Source organism: Seonamhaeicola sp. S2-3, from assembly GCF_001971785.1.
GTDB lineage: Bacteria > Bacteroidota > Bacteroidia > Flavobacteriales > Flavobacteriaceae > Seonamhaeicola.
Genome location: NZ_CP019389.1, coordinates 2794805 through 2815416, shown reverse-complemented (window position 1 = coordinate 2815416; position 20612 = coordinate 2794805). Strand labels below are relative to the sequence as shown.

General features: G+C 31.8%; 15 protein-coding genes. 11 read left to right on the top strand and 4 right to left on the bottom strand.

The genetic code is table 11. From position 1 onward, the window contains the following. Nucleotides 1–10: 10 nt before the first annotated feature. The 3 genes from BWZ22_RS12215 to uvrB all read left to right on the top strand — a co-directional run bounded on the left by BWZ22_RS12215 (nt 11) and on the right by uvrB (nt 9712). On the top strand, nt 11–2344 hold the full coding sequence (locus BWZ22_RS12215) for a choice-of-anchor L domain-containing protein (protein WP_076700339.1): 2334 nt from the start codon (nt 11–13) through the stop codon (nt 2342–2344). Nucleotides 2345–2499: 155 nt separating this feature from the next. Next, nucleotides 2500–7623, top strand: coding sequence for a T9SS type B sorting domain-containing protein (locus BWZ22_RS12210; RefSeq protein WP_076700337.1), 5124 nt, complete (start codon nt 2500–2502; stop codon nt 7621–7623). Nucleotides 7624–7708: 85 nt separating this feature from the next. Further along, a complete protein-coding gene (gene uvrB / locus BWZ22_RS12205) occupies nt 7709–9712 on the top strand; it encodes an excinuclease ABC subunit UvrB (protein WP_076700335.1) in 2004 nt (667 codons plus the stop codon). Between the two features lie 64 nt (nt 9713–9776). Here uvrB and BWZ22_RS12200 read toward each other — a convergent pair whose 3' ends face one another. Next, nucleotides 9777–10190, bottom strand: a complete 414-nt coding sequence (locus BWZ22_RS12200) for a hypothetical protein (protein WP_076700333.1) — start codon at nt 10188–10190, stop codon at nt 9777–9779. Nucleotides 10191–10560: 370 nt separating this feature from the next. Here BWZ22_RS12200 and BWZ22_RS12195 point away from each other — a divergent pair, with 370 nt between their 5' ends. Beyond that, nucleotides 10561–10821 (top strand): DUF1456 family protein, encoded by a 261-nt coding sequence (locus tag BWZ22_RS12195; protein ID WP_076700331.1) that lies wholly within the window; start codon nt 10561–10563, stop codon nt 10819–10821. Between the two features lie 32 nt (nt 10822–10853). Here BWZ22_RS12195 and lpdA read toward each other — a convergent pair whose 3' ends face one another. Together lpdA and BWZ22_RS12185 are read right to left on the bottom strand one after the other, a co-directional pair. Further along, nucleotides 10854–12254 carry a dihydrolipoyl dehydrogenase gene (gene lpdA, locus BWZ22_RS12190; protein ID WP_076700329.1) on the bottom strand — a complete coding sequence of 467 codons (1401 nt, stop codon included), beginning with the start codon at nt 12252–12254 and terminating at the stop codon, nt 10854–10856. A 168-nt stretch (nt 12255–12422) separates the two neighbouring features. Further along, nucleotides 12423–14006 carry a S41 family peptidase gene (locus tag BWZ22_RS12185; RefSeq protein WP_076700327.1) on the bottom strand — a complete coding sequence of 528 codons (1584 nt, stop codon included), beginning with the start codon at nt 14004–14006 and terminating at the stop codon, nt 12423–12425. Between the two features lie 133 nt (nt 14007–14139). On the opposite strand from BWZ22_RS12185, the gene smpB reads away from it, so the two are divergent. From smpB to BWZ22_RS12170, 3 genes are all read left to right on the top strand, one after another. Continuing rightward, the gene (gene smpB, locus BWZ22_RS12180; RefSeq protein ID WP_076700325.1) at nt 14140–14598 is read left to right on the top strand and encodes an SsrA-binding protein SmpB; all 459 of its coding nucleotides are present in this window, start codon (nt 14140–14142) and stop codon (nt 14596–14598) included. A gap of 64 nt (nt 14599–14662) precedes the next feature. After that, entirely contained in the window at nt 14663–15223 is a 561-nt protein-coding gene (locus BWZ22_RS12175) for a hypothetical protein (RefSeq protein ID WP_076700323.1), read from the top strand. Nucleotides 15224–15226: 3 nt separating this feature from the next. After that, complete coding sequence (locus BWZ22_RS12170; protein ID WP_076700321.1) at nt 15227–15775, top strand: pyridoxamine 5'-phosphate oxidase family protein; 549 nt, start codon at nt 15227–15229, stop codon at nt 15773–15775. Nucleotides 15776–15838: 63 nt separating this feature from the next. On the opposite strand, the gene BWZ22_RS12165 is transcribed toward BWZ22_RS12170, so the two are convergent. Continuing rightward, nucleotides 15839–16480, bottom strand: coding sequence for a protein-L-isoaspartate(D-aspartate) O-methyltransferase (locus tag BWZ22_RS12165; protein WP_076700319.1), 642 nt, complete (start codon nt 16478–16480; stop codon nt 15839–15841). Nucleotides 16481–16626: 146 nt separating this feature from the next. Here BWZ22_RS12165 and BWZ22_RS12160 point away from each other — a divergent pair, with 146 nt between their 5' ends. The 4 genes from BWZ22_RS12160 to BWZ22_RS12145 all read left to right on the top strand — a co-directional run bounded on the left by BWZ22_RS12160 (nt 16627) and on the right by BWZ22_RS12145 (nt 20609). Next, on the top strand, nt 16627–17586 hold the full coding sequence (locus tag BWZ22_RS12160; protein ID WP_076700317.1) for a Gfo/Idh/MocA family protein: 960 nt from the start codon (nt 16627–16629) through the stop codon (nt 17584–17586). Nucleotide 17587: 1 nt separating this feature from the next. Next, nucleotides 17588–18478 (top strand): 3-hydroxyacyl-CoA dehydrogenase family protein, encoded by an 891-nt coding sequence (locus tag BWZ22_RS12155; RefSeq protein WP_076700314.1) that lies wholly within the window; start codon nt 17588–17590, stop codon nt 18476–18478. Next, nucleotides 18478–19149 carry a YggS family pyridoxal phosphate-dependent enzyme gene (locus BWZ22_RS12150; RefSeq protein ID WP_076700313.1) on the top strand — a complete coding sequence of 224 codons (672 nt, stop codon included), beginning with the start codon at nt 18478–18480 and terminating at the stop codon, nt 19147–19149. Before BWZ22_RS12155 ends, BWZ22_RS12150 begins: the two co-directional genes overlap by 1 nt. Nucleotides 19150–19241: 92 nt before the next feature. After that, the gene (locus tag BWZ22_RS12145; RefSeq protein WP_076700310.1) at nt 19242–20609 is read left to right on the top strand and encodes an exonuclease domain-containing protein; all 1368 of its coding nucleotides are present in this window, start codon (nt 19242–19244) and stop codon (nt 20607–20609) included. Nucleotides 20610–20612 lie beyond the last annotated feature (3 nt).

Sequence of the window (20612 nt, the reverse complement as noted above, 5' to 3'; positions counted from 1 at the left end):
ATCAAAATACATGAAATACTATATTTACTTTATTCTATTAGCCTTTAGCTTTAAAAATTTTGCTCAAAATATTCAAGTAGATAGTCAATCCTATACACCTCAACAACTTATTGAAGATATTTTAATTAATAGCAATTGTATAGAAAATGTTACTGTAACCAATGTAATAGGTGGAAATTTTAGCGGAACAGACCAAAGTTATGGTTATTTTGATGCTACCGGAACTTCGTTTCCTTTTCAAAATGGTATTGTTTTAAGTACTGGTAAACTTAGTAATGTAGAGGGACCCAATAACAATTTAAGTGATGATGATGCACCTAACTGGAATGGCGATAATGACTTAGAAAACATTCTTAATGAGAGTAACACTCACAATGCTACTATTATTGAATTTGAATTTACTTCTACCGCAAATTTTGTAAGTTTTAGATATATTTTTGCTTCAGAAGAATACCGAAAAAACAATACTAATACTTGCAAATATTCAGATTTATTTGGATTTCTAATTAGAAATGTTAATGACACACAATATACCAATATTGCGCTTATACCAAATACACAAACACCTGTAAAAGTTACAACCGTACACCCAGAAATACCAAACGGATGTGCTGCACAAAACCCAACCTATTTTGGTAGTTGGAATGACCCAACAGCACCCATAAACTTTAACGGACAAACGGCTGTTTTAACGGCAACAGCTAATACCATTCCTAATGAAACATACCATGTTAAGTTGGTTATTGCAGATGAGCAAAACTATCGTTACGACTCTGCTGTATTTTTAGAAGCAAACAGTTTTGAATTAAGTACAGATTTAGGTCCAGATAGGTTAATTTCTACCAACAACCCCTTGTGTGAAAACGAAACTTTAACACTAAATGCTTCTCAATCTGGAAACAACACATACAAATGGTTTAAAGATGGAAACGAAATTTTAAACGAAACTAATGCTACTTATTTAGTTAATGAAGCAGGAACTTATACTGTAGAAGTTACCTTAGAAAATAATTGTATTGCCTACGGAGAAATTATTGTTGAATATACACAAGCCCCTACAACATCAAACACTACTTTAACTCAATGTGATGCTGATCAAGATGGATTTACAACCTACAATTTATTAGATGCTCAACAAAGTATTTCCAACGGAAGTAATAATGTAAATATAAGCTTCTACACCTCATATCCTAATGCTGAAAATGCTGTAAACCCCATTCAAAATCCTGAATCTTTTCAAAACACATCACCTCAACAAATAATTTATGTTAGAGTTGAAAATTCTTTTGGATGCTTTTCAATAGCAGAATTAACTTTAGATATTTCAAATGAAACTATTAATATTCCTCCATTTGAAGCTTGTGATGATGAAGTTATTGATGGCTTTACAGAATTTAACGTTTCAGATTTAATAAATCATGTAGAACAAAACATTAACAGTAACCTTAACCTATCGGTTCAACTTTATAAAACAGAACAAGACGCTTTAAATAACCTAAATACCATTACGGGTACTTATGTAAATACAATAGATTATAATGAAACCCTTTTTGTAAAAACAGAAACCAATAACGGGTCTTGTTATGCCATTGGTACTTTAGAATTACAAGTTTTAGAACCGCCTATTTTTGATGAAACTACTACTAATAATATATACTGCTTAAACCAGTACCCTAATACAATAACAATAAACGCTGGCTTATTAAACGGAACAAATAACAACCCTACTTTTGAGTGGTATTTTAACAATGTGTTTCTTCCTGAAAGTACATCAAGTATTGAAATTAATGAAATTGGCACATATACTGTAAACGTATCATTTTCAAATGGGTGTTCTGCTTCAACAAATATCTTAGTTAATGCTTCTAACATTGCTACTATTGATAATATAGAAATTGAGCAAACCTCAAAAAACAATTCTGTTACAATTCATGTTACTGGAGAAGGCGATTATCAATACGCACTAGATTCGCAAATTTTTAATGACAATAATGTATTTACTAATATTTCTTCTGGTTTTCACACCATTTTTGTTTTAGATAAAAACGGTTGTGGTATTATTGAAGAAGAAATTGCTGTTCTTGGTTTTCCTAAATTTTTCACTCCAAATAATGATGGTTATAATGACACATGGAAACCTTTAGGTGTTAATGAAACTTTCAATTCTAATATTAAAATTCAAATTTTTAATCGTTTCGGAAAACTCCTTAAAACCATTAATCCCATAGAATCTGGTTGGGATGGCACCTTTGCAGGAAAACTTTTAGCATCAGACGACTATTGGTATGTAGCCCTATTACCTAACGGAGCATCTTTTAATGGGCATTTTACACTCAAACGGTAATAATTATAACATATTTCTGGTTTTCAATACTTTTCGTCTAAAACATTTAAACCTTTAAAGTTATATATGGTCTAAAGTAAATTATTTAATTTATTTTAGACCTTGGTTTAATTTTTAACCAACATTTTAATAGCAACCAAAGTACAGAACTTGTAATGCAAACTAGCTCCCTATTAAAAAACATACTATTTATTTTAATAGTATTATTATCTAGTTACAGTTATTCTCAACTAAGTAAAAAACATTACATACCACCACTAACTAGTTCTGCCTCTGGAAATGCAAACCCAGAAGATCAGTATATATACATATCAACACCAAACAATTCATTGGTGCCATATACTATAATTCCTGTTGGGCAACCAACAACTAGCTATATTACAGGTAACGTATCAAATACATCTCCACAAGTACAATATATAGGTACAGGTAATAGTCAATTATTTGTTTCTTCAAATTCAACAAGTACAGTTACTAATAATAAAGGTTACATAATTGAAGCCGAAGCACCCATATACGTATCAATAAGATTAAATGCAGGTGGAGGCTCCCAAGCCGGAGCCTTAGTTAGCAAAGGACTTTCTGCTTTAGATACCTCGTTTAGAATAGGCTCTTTTACAAGTGATAACCCTCAAGACAACTATTTAAGTTTTGTTTCGGTAATGGCTACTGAAGATGATACTCAAGTAACTTTTAATGACCTTCCTACGGGTTTAATTATTAAAAATTACACAGGTACCAAACCAATAACCGTTACCTTAAATGAAGGAGAAAGTTATATTGTTGCCATAAATGCTTTAGAAAACGGGCCAACTGTAAATAATTTAATGGATGGTTTAATTGGATGTTTAGTAACCTCAAACAAACCTATAGTTACCAACTGTGGTTCTGCTAATGGCAGTTTTTATAACGGAAATGGTAGAGACTACGGAATAGACCAAATTGCAGGTCTTTCTAAAATAGGTAACGAATATATTTTTGTAAAAGGTGCTGGCAGCAACAACTGGGAAAATGTGTTACTAGTAGCACACACCAATAACACTTTAATTAGTATTAATGGCAAGCCTGTTAGTACAATAAACGCAGGAGAATACTATTTAATAGAAGGAAATAATTACAATGCCAATGGTAACATGTATGTTGAAACTAGCGAAGACGTTTTTGCATACCAAGGTCTTGGTGCTAGCTCTGAGGCCAACCAAGGGATGTTTTTTGTACCTCCTTTAAGTTGCGAAACCAGAGGAAATATAGATAATATACCTTTTATTGATGTTATTGGTAGTACCGATTATTCTGAAGAAAGTGGAGTTTCTATTGTTACCAAAGTTGGGGCCTCTATTACTGTAACCTCTTCTGTAACTGGATCTGTTTTTACAGGAACCCCTAGTACGGTAACGGGCAATCCAGATTATGTAACCTATAAAATAACTGGATTGTTAGGAAACATTTCTGTTCAAGGTGATGATGAGCTATACGTGGCGTATTTTAATGTAAATGGGGCCGCTACATCTGGTAGTTTCTATTCCGGGTTTCCTTCAAATCCTGAAATTAATTTTGATGTGCAATTTGCTACCTTAGGCAACTGTATACCTAATATAACCTTAGAAGCTGCTAATGCTCAAAACTTTGATAGTTACGAATGGTACTATGATGATGGTTCAGGTTTTCAACTACACGCCTCTAATGTTACCTCTATAACACCAACATTACCTGGTAAATACAAATTAATTGGAATAATAACTTGTACTGGTGAAACATTAGAATCTGTTGAAGTTCCTGTAAGTATCTGTCCTGATGATGTTGATAATGACGGTATTATAGATAACCTAGATATTGATAATGACAATGATGGAATTTTAAATTGCACAGAATCTAGAGGCGATGTCACATTAGACATAACCAATTTAAACAAGCCTATATTAAATTTCCAAGACGCTTCAACAAATAATACAATAGCTACAGGTAATTATTCGCAAACCAATAGTTCTGGAAATACTAATACATTTTCTGGAGATAATCAAGGTAATTTTACTAGTGTAGTAGGTAATGCTACAAATGCCCAAAATAATTATAACATCACATTTACAGAACCTGTTAATATAAAGTTATCTGAAGACGCATCTTACACTCACAATTCTGTTGACGGAGAATACTTTATTGTTAAAATTTTGCCAGCAAATAAAAATATTACTCTAGTAGACCCCGATGATAGGTTAATTATAGACTCAAATTTTGATGGTCTTTTTGAAACAGGAATTACACAAATATCTGGTTCTGAAATTCATTTTAAGTATAACCCCTCTCCTAACGGAAATACACCTTTCAACTTCTTTGCAAATCAGGTTGATGAATTCCAATTAGTCCATAACTTAAGTAATTTAACAGACACCTCTAATTTTCAAGCAAATATTTCTTTAACCTGTTTTAAAAATGATAATGATAATGACGGTATTAAAGATGAATTAGATTTAGATAGTGATAACGATGGTATTCCTGATATTATAGAACGCTCTGGAACTATTGTAACACTTTCTGGAATTGACACTAATTTTGATGGTTTAGATGATGTTTTCAATAACTTTTCTGCTCCCATAGATACTGATAATGATGGCGTAGTTGATTTTTACGATTTAGATTCTGATAATGATGGTATCTATGATTTAATTGAAACTGGTCAATTAGGTACACTCTCTGACACCAATTTTGATGGTATTGAAGATGGTCCCAATTATGGCATAAATGGTTGGGCAGATGCTGCCGAAACAGCACCCGACAGTAACTCTATAGGCTATACACTCAACGATTTTGACACTGATTCTATATTCTCATACATTGATGCTGATAGTGATGGAGATACTTGTAGTGATGTAATTGAAGCTGGTTTTTCTGACGGCAATAATGATGATTATTTAGGCGATGTTGCTGTAACTGTTAATGCTAACGGATTAGTAACAAATGCATCAGATGGATATACATTACCAAATACAGATTACTTAGATTTTGCCCCCATAACCATAGATAATCTTTTATCGGCCGCAGTTATTTGTGAAAATTCAAACTTTACAATCCCGTTAGTTTCAGCTGATGCCGAAACCATTCAGTGGGAGTTTTCAATAGATAATGGTACCACATGGGCAACCTTAAATGATGATGCAACCTTTTCTGGCACAAATACCTTCAACTTAAATATAAGCAATGCTCCTTTAAGTCTTAATAATTACACTTTTAGAGCTTTTTTAAACAGAACTGGTAATAGTTGTGGTCTTTACTCAACCAATGTTAACATTACTGTACATGAACTTCCTGTAGCCAATACTGCTCCTAATATGTTATTATGCGATGATGACAATAACGGTACAATGCCTTTTGATTTATCCTCACAAAACAGTCATATTAGTAGTAATCCAAACGTTACCATTACATATCATAAGTCTCAAATAGATGCAGAAAATAACACGAACCCAATTACAAGTCCGTTTGAAAGTGGCAATACAACCATATATGCACGTGTTGAAAATAATGCTAATACCTCATGTTATGACGTGTCTACTTTTAATTTAGAAGTTTATGAAAGCCCTGTTCCTTCATTATCTGTTACACCACTTCAAGAATGTGACGACACTACCTTTGGTACAGATACAGATGGTTTTAAAACCTTCGATTTAACACAAAAAGAAACCGAAATTTTAAACGGTCAAAGTGCTACAGATTTTACTGTAACCTATTTTATTGATGCCGCTCATATTGTTGAAATTGCAAGTCCAAGTAGTTATATTAATAGGACTCCTTACAACCAAACCATTTATGTTAGGGTAACAAATAATGCCAATACAGCGTGTTTTACTGATACTAAGTTTGATATTGAAGTTTACAAATTACCAACTGCCAATACACCAAACACCTACACGCAATGTGATGACGCTTCAAATGATGGTCAAGCATATTTTAATTTAACACTAGATTTAATAAAAGAAGAGATAAACCCTAATTACCTTTCAGAAGATTTAACCTTTAGTTATTATTATAATCAAAGTGATGCTCAAAGCAGAACTAACCCAATCCCCAATCCAAATAATTACCAAGATGCCTTGGGCTTTACTCCAGAAACAGTTTGGATTAGAGTTGAAAACCCCAATGGCTGCTACAGAGAAGTACCTTTAACACTTAACGTAAGTCCTTCAAGTGCTGTTCTAAATGCGTACAATCCTGCTTCTATTTATCAATGTGATGATGGTATTGATGTTAGAGATGGTGTTTCAACTTTCGATTTTTCTCATATTAAAGACTATATTGATAATACCATTTTTTCAGCTTTAAACGTTACGGTGCATTTTTATGAAAGCCTAATGGATGCAGAATTAGAAACCAATGAAATTACAAATATTTCTAATCACCAAAATACCAACTCACCCAATAAACAAACCATTTGGGTACGCGTAAAAAGTGATTTAGGTAATAATTGTTTGGGACTTAAAGAACTAACCAATCTTTTAATTGTGAATCCATTACCAGAATTCTACATAGATGCTGAGCATATTGTATGTACATCAGACCCAACTTTTACGGTTGAATTAGATCCTGTTGAAACTACTTCTGAAACCTTTACCTATGAGTGGCGTTGGACAAGTTTAGATGGTAGTACAACAAATCAACTATTACCAGAAACAACACCTACAATTTGGGTTTCTACACCTGGAACATACCATGTTACTTTAACAAAAGCTGATGGTACCGGTTGTTCAAAAACCAGAGATATTTTTGTAAACGCATCAGAAATTGCCTCCATTACAACAGATGATGTAACCATTGTTGATTTTACCGAAAATAATAACACCGTAACCATTAACACTGCAAACCTTGGTCAAGGTAATTATGAATATGCTTTAGTAGAACAAAACTCAAACTTTATTTCGTACCAAGATGAACCCGAATTTACCAACGTAAAACCAGGTTTTTATACTATTCATATAAATGACAAAGATGGTTGTGGCGTTTCTACTTTAGATATTTCTGTTTTAGGATACATGAAATTTTTCACGCCTAATAATGATGGCTACAATGACTATTGGCAAATTATTGGCGTAAATGCTGCTTTTCAACCTAATAGCAAAGTTTTAATTTTTGACCGCTACGGAAAACTTTTAAAGCAACTTTCAACCCTACAAGATGGTTGGGATGGCACCTCTAGAGGAGCCAAAATGCCTACAGATGATTACTGGTTTAAAGTGTTTTTAGAAGATGGTAGAATTTACACAGGGCATTTTACTCTTAAACGCTAACAGGAAATTTTCTAAACTTAAACGCAATATCCCATCAACTTTAAGTAATTTAGACACTTTAAATACATTTGGCATTTAAAGTAATATGCGTTTTAAAATAGAATCAGAATTTAGTCCTACAGGAGATCAACCCCAAGCTATAAAACAGTTAGCAGAAGGCATACGCTCCAATGAAAAATATCAAACTCTTTTAGGTGTAACAGGCTCTGGTAAAACCTTTACCGTTGCAAATGTTATTGAAGAAGTACAGCGCCCTACCCTAGTTTTAGCACACAACAAAACTTTAGCTGCCCAATTATATTCAGAGTTTAAACAATTTTTTCCAAACAACGCGGTAGAATACTTTGTTTCATACTATGATTACTACCAACCAGAAGCCTACATTCCTGTTTCTGGCGTTTATATAGAAAAAGATTTATCTATAAACGAAGAAATTGAAAAAATGCGCTTAAGCACTACATCTTCTCTACTTTCAGGCAGAAGAGATGTTTTAGTTGTAGCCTCAGTTTCCTGTTTGTACGGTATTGGAAACCCTGTTGAATTTCAAAAAAATGTGGTAACACTAGAAAGAGATCAAGAAATTTCTAGAACCAAATTACTACATCAGCTAGTTCAAAGTTTATATTCAAGAACCGAAGCTGAATTCAATCATGGCAATTTTAGAATAAAAGGTGATACTGTTGATATTTTTCCTAGTTATGCTGATAATGCTTTTCGTATCCATTTTTTCGGAGATGAAATTGAAGAAATAGAATCATTTGATATTCAAACCAATCAAGTTATTGAAAAATATGACAGATTAAATATATATCCTGCCAATATGTTTGTAACCTCTCCCGATGTGTTGCAAAATGCCATAAAAGATATTCAGGACGATTTAGTAAAACAATACAATTATTTTAAAGATATTGGAAAACATTTAGAAGCTAAACGTTTAAAAGAGCGCACTGAATTTGATCTTGAAATGATTCGTGAACTTGGTTATTGCTCTGGTATAGAAAACTATTCTAGATACCTTGACGGAAGACAACCAGGTACGCGCCCCTTTTGTTTATTAGATTATTTTCCTGATGACTTTTTAATGGTAGTTGATGAAAGCCATGTAACCATATCACAAGTACATGCCATGTATGGCGGTGATAGAAGCCGAAAAGAAAACTTAGTAGAATACGGGTTTAGGCTTCCTGCTGCTTTAGATAACAGACCTTTAAAATTTGAAGAATTTGAAGCCTTACAAAACCAAGTTATTTACGTAAGTGCTACGCCTGCAGATTACGAATTGCAAAAAACAGATGGCGTTTATGTAGAACAAGTAATTAGACCAACAGGTTTATTAGATCCTGAAATTGAAGTACGCCCCAGTTTAAACCAAATAGATGATTTAATTGAAGAAATTCAACAACGTGTTGAAAAAGACGAACGCACTTTAGTAACTACCCTTACCAAAAGAATGGCAGAAGAATTGACTAAATATTTAGATAGAATTCAAATTAGATGCCGCTACATACACAGTGATGTAGATACTTTAGAGCGCGTTGAAATAATGCAAGATTTACGCAAAGGGTTATTTGACGTTTTAGTTGGTGTAAATTTATTAAGAGAAGGTCTAGATTTACCAGAAGTGTCTTTAGTTGCTATTTTAGATGCTGATAAAGAAGGTTTTTTACGTTCTGCACGCTCTTTAACACAAACTGTTGGTAGAGCTGCTAGAAATATTAATGGAAAAGCTATTATGTACGCTGATAAAATAACCAAAAGCATGCAAAAAACTATTGACGAAACTAATTACAGACGTAAAAAACAAATAGACTACAATACTAAAAACAACATTAAACCAAAAGCATTAAATAAAAGTTTAGATAATGCTTTAGCCAAAAACTCGGTTAGTACTTATAAATACGAATTAGATGCTAAAAAAGCCGCAGAACCTGAAAGTGACTATTTAACTAAACCTGAATTAGAGAAAAAGATAAAAGAAAAACGGAAACAAATGGAAGCAGCTGCCAAAGCCTTAGATTTTATTGTGGCTGCTAAATTAAGAGATGAAATAAAAGCCTACCAAGAAAAAATAAAAAAGCTAAAAGTTTAAACTTTTAGCTTTTTTAACACCCTAAGGTTAACACAACACTATCATAAAACTTAGCAGATAATTATTAATTATATTGTGTTTTAAAAATATCTATTAATACATCTGGTGGTACTATTTTATTAGGAAAACTTTCCATTAAATACAACACCTTAGTTATAGACTCATGGCTTAAACCCATGCGTAAACCAAAATTATAAAGCTTTGTAACTCCTGTAGTTTTGCTTTCTCCTCTATATTCTTGCTCTATATTCATAAGTAATACTAACCTATGAAATTGAACAATACGCTCACTATGAGATTTTAAATGTGTATAATTAACAGGATGTTCTATTAAATACTCAAAATCTTCACGAGAGATATCAAGCTGTTTTGCTACGCCTAATAAAAAATTATATTCTATTTCCTTTATATCTTTATCATACTTTGCAAAAGCAATCATTTCTGACAAAAGACTTAATTTTTCTACTCTATTAATCATTTTCTGAGGATTAATTAATTAATAACATAAAGTTACGCAGAAGTATCTTTTAATAATCGTAGATATAATGTAGGTTATCGAAAAATCAACCGTTTTTTATCGTAAATTTTACTTATTTCATCTCAAATTTTTATCAAACAAAAGATTTTCATCAATTGTTTAACGCTATATTTTCTTAAAAATAAACAAAAAACAATAATACAAAACACTAAAAAACAAGTGTTTACATGTTTTTTCAATAAATTTAATTAAATGCATCATATCATTTACTATTAAGTATCTTTACAAAAAATGTAAAAACGCTAAAATTGAAAAGTCCTTAATACATTTTCGATAAACGGTAAGCTTTATTTAAAACCAAAACATACAAATGACCAACAATGACATTTTTAAAAAGTTAAGAGTAGCTTTAAAATTAAGAGATGATGATATTGTAAAAATTTTAGAACTGGTAGACTTTAGAATATCTAAAAGTGAATTGGGTGCTTTTTTTAGACGTGAAGACCACCCAAAATATGTGGAATGTGGCGACCAAATATTACGCAATTTTTTAAACGGTTTAGTAATTCACCTTAGAGGTCCAATGCCTGAAAAACAAAAAAATAAAACAAAAAAAAAGAGCAGCTCATAGAGTTGCTCTTTTTTTGTGTTTTTTAACAATTTTTACACGTGTAATGCTCTATCATCAGTAGCTGCTAAAGCCGCTTCTTTAATAGCCTCTGTAAATGTTGGGTGTGCATGAGACATTCTTGAAATATCCTCTGCACTAGCTCTGTATTCCATTGCAACAACAGCTTCTGCAATCATATCGGCAGCACGAGCACCAACCATATGAACACCTAAAATTTCATCGGTATTTTTATCGGCTAAAACTTTTACAAAACCATCTATATCCATACTTGCTCTAGCTCTACCTAAAGCTCTCATTGGAAATTGACCAACTTTATAATCTATACCAGCTTCTTTTAATTGCTCTTCGGTTTTACCAACTGCTGCAACTTCTGGCCATGTGTAAACCACACCTGGTATTAAATTATAGTCTATATGTGGTTTTTGTCCTGCCAATGTTTCAGCAACAAACACACCTTCTTCTTCTGCTTTATGTGCTAACATAGCTCCTTTTACAACATCTCCAATAGCGTAAATGTTTGAAACACTAGTTTGTAAATGGTCGTTTACCTCTACTTTACCTCTATCGTCTAACTTAACGCCAGCAGCTTCGGCATTTAAACCATCGGTATATGGACGACGACCAACAGATACTAAACAATAATCGCCTTTAAATTCTACTTCTTCACCTTTTTTATTATCGGCTTTCACAATAACTTCATCACCAACACGCTCAACAGATTTTACTTTGTGAGAGGCATTAATTTTGAATTTTTGTTTCTTTAAAACTTTATTTAATTCTTTTGAAACACCAGCATCCATAGTTGGTACAATTCTATCGGCATACTCAACAACAGAAACCTCTGCGCCCAAACGCTTGTATACTTGACCAAGCTCTAAACCTATTACACCTCCACCAATAACAATTAAATGTTTTGGTACTTCTTTAAGCTTTAAAGCTTCGGTTGATGTAATGATACGTTCTTTATCAATATTTATAAATGGTAAACTAGAGGGTTTACTGCCGGTTGCAATAATGGTGTTTTTTGCTTCAATTTCGGTAGTTTCTTCGCCAGTAATGGTAATATGGGTTGCATCTTTAAAGCTTCCTAAACCTTGATATACATCAATTTTGTTTTTCTTCATTAAAAAATCAATACCTCCAGTTGTTTGATCTACAACCGCTTGTTTACGGGCAATCATTTTTTCAAGATTCACTTTAACTTCTCCAGGAATTTCAATTCCGTGTTCTTCAAAATGTTTTATAGCATCTTCATAATGGTGAGAAGAATCTAAAAGTGCTTTACTTGGTATACAACCTACGTTTAAACAGGTGCCTCCTAAAGTTGCATATTTTTCTATTATGGCGGTTTTCATTCCTAATTGCGCGCATCTAATAGCAGCAACATATCCACCAGGACCAGAACCTATAACGGCTACATCATATGAATTCATAAACTAATTTTTCTATTTAAAAATTGGTATATCAAAAGTACAAATGTTTTATGGTAAGGCAATGAAAATTTCATATTATAGAAGATTATTGTGTTTCCTTTAATTCTATTTATAAAAATTATTAAAATTTAAGCGTATTTATTGTTTTAACAGAATTATTCTAAAATATTAGAATTTCTCTATATCTTTTAAAATCCAATTTAATTGAGGGTCTGAATGTGACTGAAAATCTTTAACCGTTGGCAGAATTTCTACATCTGGTTTAACCCCGTAACCATCGGGTGTTTGTTTTTGGGGTGCTTCAATTTGCATTAACCCCATTCTTACTTTTAATTTAGATGTTGGCAACCTGTATAACTTATAAATGCCAGCAACCGTTCCGTTATAAGCTCCTCCTGTTTCTTCTCCTACAAAAACAGCTCTCTTTGTTGCTTTTAAATGAGTTGAAAGTAATGATGATGCCGAAAAAGAATTACCATTTATAAGCACGTACATTTTACCTTTGTAGTTTAACGGATTTGGTTTTTTAATTTTAGATTCGCCAAATTTGTAATATAATTTACCATCTTTCTTTTTTGTATGTAATAAGTTATGTACTAATATTATGGGAGATAAAAGGCCTGTAGCAACTTTTAAACCGTTTGGTGTAGTATTACTCATTAAGTATTTAAAAAACGGCGTTCTGTTAGTTACTTCGCTTTCTAAAATAAATTGATATTCTCTATCGGTTAAATATGAATATAGTTTTTCAATTTCTGCAATGCGTCCACCACCATTATCACGTAAATCTAAAATAAAATATTTTGTTTTTAATGAATCCATTTTTTTAAAGCTTTCTTTATAAAACTTTTTATAGTTACCATTAGTGAAACTTCTAATTTTCATGTAGGCCACAGAACTATCTTTTCCTATAAAATTAAAATTCCTAGTATATTGCTTCCTTTTACTTATGTAACCATATTTTCTATTATCTTTTTTACGTTTTTTGGCAAGACGTCTTTTTTCTTTTTTTTCTTCTTTTGATGGTTTTGGAGGTTTAATATTTTTTAAAGAATCGGCTAGTTTTTCATGGGTCTTTTCTTTTTTCAGAATTCGTTTTAAAATCTTAGTAAATAAAGAATCTTTGTTTTTAAAAGTAACCTTTAAACTATCTAAATAACCTTTGTCTTTATAGTAATAATAAGCAAACCCTTTGCTAACATACCGGTTATATAAAGTGGTATTATAACCATCTGATGAAAAACGTGTTTTATAAGTTTCTACAAGTTTTTTTGCAGGTTCATCATTAATACTAACTACTTCACTACCTACCAATAAAGAGTCTTTTCCTCTGTTAGCTTTTACCCAAAGCTTGCCTTCTAAATATTCAAAATCTAAATCGTAAAACTCAAATTTCTTTTTCTTTAATTCTTTTCGTTCTTGTTTGTTAAATTGTTTAGAAGCAGAACTAACAGCTATATGCCCTTGCCTAACATTAGCAACTACAGGTGCTAATTTTTTATAAAATACTCTAGAGTCCATAGGAGTTTTTATAGATTTTTTTAAACTATCAAATTTAAAATCTAGAGTTTCCTTTGGTGTGTATTGGTATAATCTGGGATGATTTTTTTTAAGTTGATTATATAGTTTATCTACATCTTTTTGTAAATCTTCAACAGGGTGTAAATTTGTAATTTGTTCATTATACCTCTTTACACTTACGCATGACGTTGTAAGTATTAAAAAAGAAATACACAGAAGTAAGTTTTTCATACTAATTTATTTGAAGCTTTGCTAAAATAATTGTATTTCTATTTATTTAAACTATTATTTTGAGTTTATTTGACATTAAAGGATAATGAAACTAAACACTAATAAATAATAAATTTATGTAGTTTTGTGCTCCATGCAAAAAAACATTAACATATTAAATAAAAAGGCACGCTTTCAATACGAAATATTAGATAAATATACGGCTGGTATAGTGTTAACCGGAACCGAAATAAAGTCTATTAGAAGTGGTAAAGCATCTATTGCTGAAAGTTTTTGCGAGTTTAATGACCGTAGTGAACTTTTTGTGGTTAATATGACTATTGAAGAATACAGCCATGGTACCTACTACAACCACAAACCAAAAGCTACACGTAAATTACTTTTAAACAAAAGAGAACTTAAAAAATTACAAAAAGAGGTTCAAAATACGGGGCTTACCATTATTCCTCTTAAGTTATTTATAAATGAAAAAGGCTACGCTAAACTTAATATTGCACTAGCAAGAGGTAAAAAATTATACGATAAAAGAGAAACCATTAAAGACCGCGATAATAAACGTAACCTTGATAGGATTAAAAAGAACTTTAAATAATTAAGAAACACTTAACGTTTTTAGTTTGTTAAAATTCTTATTTTGTGATAGCAATTAATTTAATATGAAAAACATTTTTATAGCATTATTTTTAGCACTTACCACACTAACTGTTCAAGCTCAAAAAAAAGAAAAAAAAGGTGATAAGGAGGAACAAAAAGTATTTGGAATAGATAGTACCAAAGTAACTACCTTAGATAAAACTATAAAAACGCTATACAATACAATTTCTGGTGAAAAAGGCGAAAAACGTAATTGGGGACAATTCAAATTTCTTTTTCATAAAGATGCTAAACTCATCCCATCTGGTAAAAATAAAAACAAAGTTCATATAGCCAAATATATGTCGCCTAGTGATTATGTAAAAACCTCTGGCACATGGTTAATTGAAAATGGTTTTTTTGAAAAAGAAATACACCGTGAAGTTCAAAAATTTGGAAATATAGCCCAAGTATTTAGTACCTACGAAGCATTTTATAGCAATTCTGATGAACAACCTTTTATGCGTGGTATAAATAGTATTCAATTAATGAATGATGGTGAGCGCTGGTGGATACTAAACGTTTTCTGGACACAAGAAACTGAAGACAATCCAATACCAGAAAAATACTTACCAAAAAAATAATTTATGTCTGATTTTTTCTCAGAAGTTACTCCAGAATTAAAATTATTTATCGAAAACCAAAAAATATTCTTTGTAGCTACTGCTGCCAAAGAAGGCAGAATAAACTTATCGCCAAAAGGACAAGATAGTTTTAGAGTTGTAAATAAAAACAAAGTTGTTTGGTTAAACTTAACAGGAAGTGGTAATGAAACCGCTGCTCATTTATTAAAAAATGACCGAATGACGATTATGTTCTGCGCTTTTGAAGGAAAACCACTTATCCTTAGACTTTATGGTAGTGCAAAAGCGTACCATGAGAGAGACTCTAAATTTAATGAATATAAAAATTTATTTCCTAGAATACCTGGTACCAGACAAATAGTTGAAATGCAAGTTGAATCTGTTCAAACATCATGTGGTTATGCTGTTCCTTTTATGGATTTTAAAGAAGAACGTAATCAATTAAACGCATGGGCAGAAAAACAAGGAGAAGAACGCCTAAACAACTACCGCAAAGAAAAAAACTCTAAAAGTATTGACGGGTTTGATACGGGGCTTTTAGATAGTGAGTAGTGAATAGTGAATGAGTAGTGAATATATAAAACTCTAGCTACTAACAACTAAAACCCAGCAAACCTAATTCTTATCCTCTAACAAAGGTACAAACCTAAACTCACCATATTCATGCTGCTCAAACTCTTTAGGTCCTTTTCTAACAAACAACGTCATTATTTGAACATCATCACCCACAGGAATTACTAACCTACCTCCTATTTTTAATTGGCTTAATAAAGGTTTTGGTACAAATGGCGCACCAGCGGTAACAATAATACCATCAAAAGGAGCTTCTTCTGGCAAGCCTTTATAACCATCACCAAAAATTAATTTTTTAGCTCTGTAACCAAGTTTTGGTAAAAACTTACTTGTAATTTTAAACAACTCATTTTGCCTTTCAATACTATAAACTTTGGCTCCTAACTCACATAACACCGCCGTTTGGTATCCGCAACCAGTACCAATTTCTAAAATTTTATCACCATTTTTAACGTTTAGCAATTCGGTTTGAAAAGCCACAGTATATGGTTGCGATATAGTTTGGCTAGCAGCTATTGGAAATGCTTTATCTTGATAAGCATGGTCTATAAAACCAGAATCCATAAACAAATGTCTAGGCACATTACCAATGGCTTTTAAAACCTTTTCATCTGCTATCCCTTTGGCTTTAATAGTGTTAACTAATTGTTGTCTTAATCCTTTATGCTTAAATGTATCTTTCAAATTTCAAGAAGTTTGGCTTGCTAAAATTAGTCAAACATTTTAAAGCTTAAAATAATTTATTAAGAATTTATTTTGAGGGAAAATTTACCTGTAAATCGTTATATTCATCTACTAAATATCTTATTTTTGTTAAAAACCTAAATATTATGCTAAACGCTGGTGTACTTGGTGCTGGCCACCTCGGAAAAATTCACTTAAGACTATTAAATCAATCTAACAAATATAACCTAGTAGGTTTTTATGATGCCGATATAGAAAATGCTAAAAAAGTAGAAGCCGAATTTGGGTATAAATTTTTCGACTCTATTGATGCCCTTATTGATGCTGTTGATATGGTTGACATTGTTACCCCTACGCTCTCTCATTACGATTGTGCAAAAAAAGCTATTGATAAAGGCAAACATATTTTTATTGAAAAACCTATTACCAACACAGTTGAAGAGGCAGAACATATAAGAGAACTACTTGCTAAACATAGCTTAAGAGGTCAAGTAGGACATGTGGAGCGTTTTAATCCTGCTTTTTTAGCCGTTAAAAACCATATTAATTCGCCTATGTTTATTGAAACACATAGACTGGCAGAATTTAACCCTAGAGGTACCGATGTACCTGTTGTTTTAGATTTAATGATTCATGATATTGATATTATTTTAAGTATTGTAAAATCTAAAGTAAAACATGTTTCGGCTAGCGGAGTAGCTGTTATTAGCGATACTCCAGATATCGCTAACGCCCGCTTAGAGTTTGAAAATGGTTGTGTTGCCAACTTAACTGCTAGTAGAATTTCTCTTAAAAAAATGCGTAAAGCACGTTTCTTTCAAAAAGATGCTTATATCTCTGTTGACTTTTTAGAGAAAAAATGCGAAGTAGTTAAAATGAAGGATGCTCCAGAAAATCCAGGAGATTTTGATATGGTACTTCAAAATGCCGAAGGTGTAAAAAAGCAAATCTATTTTGATAACCCAAAAATAGCAGATAACAATGCTATTTTAGATGAATTAGAAACCTTTGCAGATGCTATAAACACAAACTCTACTCCAGTGGTAACACTTCATGACGGTACAGAAGCCCTACGTGTTGCAAACCAAATAATTAATAGTTTTTAGTATGAAAAATATTGCAGTAATTGGTGCAGGAACCATGGGTAACGGTATTGCTCATACCTTTGCTCAATGTGGTTTCACCGTTAAATTAATTGATATTAATGAAGCTTCTTTAAAAAAAGGACTAGACACTATTAGCAAGAATTTAGACCGAATGCTTGCTAAAGAAAAAATTACTGAAGAAGATAAAACTACAACACTAGCAAATATTACTTGCTTTACAGATTTAAAAAAAGGTGTTAAAAATGCAGATTTAGTGGTTGAAGCTGCTACTGAAAATATTGATTTAAAACTTAATATTTTTAAACAACTTGATGAGATTTGCTCTAAAGAAACCATTTTAGCAACTAACACCTCATCAATATCTATTACAAAAATAGCTGGCGTTACAAACAACCCCAATAAAGTTATTGGTATGCATTTTATGAATCCTGTACCTATAATGAAATTGGTTGAAGTAATTCGTGGTTACAACACCAGTGATGAAGTTACCAAAACAATCATGGAACTTTCTAAAACTTTAAACAAAATTCCTGTAGAAGTTAATGATTATCCTGGGTTTGTAGCCAACCGTATTTTAATGCCTATGCTAAACGAATCTATTGAAACGCTATACAATAATGTTGCTGGTGTTAAAGAAATTGACACCGTAATGAAATTAGGAATGGCACACCCCATGGGTCCGTTACAATTAGCAGATTTTATTGGGTTAGATGTTTGCCTTTCCATTTTAAACGTTATGTATGATGGTTTTAAAAACCCTAAATATGCCCCTTGCCCGTTATTAGTAAATATGGTTAGTGCCGGAAAATTAGGCGTGAAATCTGGCGAGGGTTTTTATGATTACACAGAAAATAAAAAAGCCGAAAAAGTAGCTGCTCAATTTTTAAAATAATGCAAATAAAAGACAATCTTAAAAACATAAAATCTACCCTACCCCAACACGTTACATTAGTTGCCGTTTCAAAAACCAAACCTATTTCTGATATTTTAGAAGCTTATAATGCCGGACAACGCATTTTTGGTGAAAATAAAATACAAGAAATGGCAGAAAAACACAATGCTTTACCCAAAGATATTGAATGGCATATGATTGGGCATGTTCAACGAAATAAGGTGAAATATATGGCCAGTTTTGTAAGTTTAATTCATGGTGTAGACAATTTTAAACTACTTACCGAAATTGATAAACAAGCAAAAAAACACAACCGAATTATTGACTGTTTGCTTCAAATAAAAATAGCATCGGAAGATTCAAAATTTGGCATGCACCCTTCTGAAGCTTCAGAGATAATTCAATCTGAAGCATTTTCAGGTTTAAAAAACATTAAAGTAACAGGACTCATGGGAATGGCAACTTTTACTGATAAAAAAGAGCAGGTTGAAAAAGAATTTAATCTTTTAAAAACAACATTTGAAAGTTTGAAAAAACTGAAAACTAAAAACTGCGAATTAAAAACTATATCTATGGGTATGAGTGGTGATTACAAACTTGCCATTGCATGTGGCAGTAATATGGTAAGAATTGGTAGTAGTATATTTGGAGCTCGTAATTATAGTGAGTAGTGAGTGGTGAGTGGTGAGTGGTGAGTGGTAGATAAAAAAACCTTTAACTTTTAACTTTTAACTTTTAACTTTTAACTTTTAACTTTTAACAAATTTACGCAATACTAGACATAGAAACCACAGGTGGTAAGTATAATGAAGAAGGCATTACAGAAATTGCTATTTATAAATATGATGGTCATAAGATAGTAGATCAGTTTATAAGTTTAGTAAATCCAGAAAAAGATATTCAACCCTTTGTAGTTAATCTTACCGGAATAAACAACAATATGCTGCGCAATGCTCCTAAATTTTACGAGATAGCAAAACGTATTGTTGAAATTACTGAAGACTGCATTATTGTGGCCCATAATGCACAGTTTGACTACCGGATTTTATGTACAGAATTTAGGCGTTTAGGTTTTGAATATGAACGTAAATCGCTTTGTACGGTAGAGCTATCTAAAAATTTAATTCCGGGACAACCATCATATAGTTTAGGTAAATTAGTACGCTCTTTAGGTATTCCCGTTTCAGATAGACATCGTGCTTCGGGAGATGCTCTAGCTACAGTGAAACTATTTAAAATGTTGTTAGATAAAGATACTTCTAAAAACATCATTAAAAATTCTGTAAGAGCCAACCCTAAACATCAATTAGACCCCAGACATATTGATATTATTGCAGATTTACCAGCCATAACAGGTGTGTATTACATTCATAAAGCCGATGGTGAAATTATCTATATTGGTAAAAGTAAAAACATAAAAAAACGCATAAACCAACACTTTACCAATACCAACCCAAAATCAAAAAAAATTCAAGCCCTTGTTAGGTCTGTAACCTATGAAGCTACAGGTAGCGAATTAGTGGCTCTTTTAAAAGAAAGCGAAGAAATAAAACGCATTAAACCTATATTTAACAGAGCTTTACGCAGAACAACCTTTACTCATGCTTTATATAGTTTTGTTGATGAAAATAATTACATTAACTTAAAAATTGATGTTGCAGATGGTAGAAAACACCCCATTACAACTTTTAGTAACCGACAAAGTGGTAAAAGTTTTATTTTAAATGCAATTGAAAAATATCAATTATGCCAAAAACTTACAGGCATTTATAAAACAAAAACAAGCTGTTTTAATTATGATATAAAAGCTTGTAATGGTGCCTGCATAAATAAAGAACCCTTTGAAGTTTACAACAAACGCGTAGAATTACTCATATCTAAAAACAGTTATTCTAATAAAAATATGGTGATTATAGACAAAGGTCGTGATGTAGATGAGCGTAGCGCTATTTTAATTGAAAACGGCATTTTTAAAGGTGTTGGTTTTTTCAATCTAAATTATCAAATAAACAATATAGATATTTTAAAATCTATTATAACACCAATGAATAACAATAGAGATACGCAACATATTATTCAAAGTTATTTAAGAAAGAATAAAAGAGTTAAAATTATTCAATTTGATAAATAAACA

Bases quoted from the DNA above. Each gene is read 5' to 3' on its own strand.
- BWZ22_RS12150 (WP_076700313.1), top strand. From the start codon at position 18,478: ATGCAAATAAAAGACAATCTTAAAAACATAAAATCTACCCTACCCCAA.
- uvrB (WP_076700335.1), top strand. From the start codon at position 7,709: ATGCGTTTTAAAATAGAATCAGAATTTAGTCCTACAGGAGATCAACCC.
- BWZ22_RS12200 (WP_076700333.1), bottom strand. From the start codon at position 10,190: ATGATTAATAGAGTAGAAAAATTAAGTCTTTTGTCAGAAATGATTGCT.
- BWZ22_RS12215 (WP_076700339.1), top strand. From the start codon at position 11: ATGAAATACTATATTTACTTTATTCTATTAGCCTTTAGCTTTAAAAAT.
- BWZ22_RS12175 (WP_076700323.1), top strand. From the start codon at position 14,663: ATGAAAAACATTTTTATAGCATTATTTTTAGCACTTACCACACTAACT.
- BWZ22_RS12155 (WP_076700314.1), top strand. From the start codon at position 17,588: ATGAAAAATATTGCAGTAATTGGTGCAGGAACCATGGGTAACGGTATT.
- BWZ22_RS12210 (WP_076700337.1), top strand. From the start codon at position 2,500: ATGCAAACTAGCTCCCTATTAAAAAACATACTATTTATTTTAATAGTA.
- BWZ22_RS12185 (WP_076700327.1), bottom strand. From the start codon at position 14,006: ATGAAAAACTTACTTCTGTGTATTTCTTTTTTAATACTTACAACGTCA.
- smpB (WP_076700325.1), top strand. From the start codon at position 14,140: ATGCAAAAAAACATTAACATATTAAATAAAAAGGCACGCTTTCAATAC.
- BWZ22_RS12160 (WP_076700317.1), top strand. From the start codon at position 16,627: ATGCTAAACGCTGGTGTACTTGGTGCTGGCCACCTCGGAAAAATTCAC.
- lpdA (WP_076700329.1), bottom strand. From the start codon at position 12,254: ATGAATTCATATGATGTAGCCGTTATAGGTTCTGGTCCTGGTGGATAT.
- BWZ22_RS12195 (WP_076700331.1), top strand. From the start codon at position 10,561: ATGACCAACAATGACATTTTTAAAAAGTTAAGAGTAGCTTTAAAATTA.
- BWZ22_RS12170 (WP_076700321.1), top strand. From the start codon at position 15,227: ATGTCTGATTTTTTCTCAGAAGTTACTCCAGAATTAAAATTATTTATC.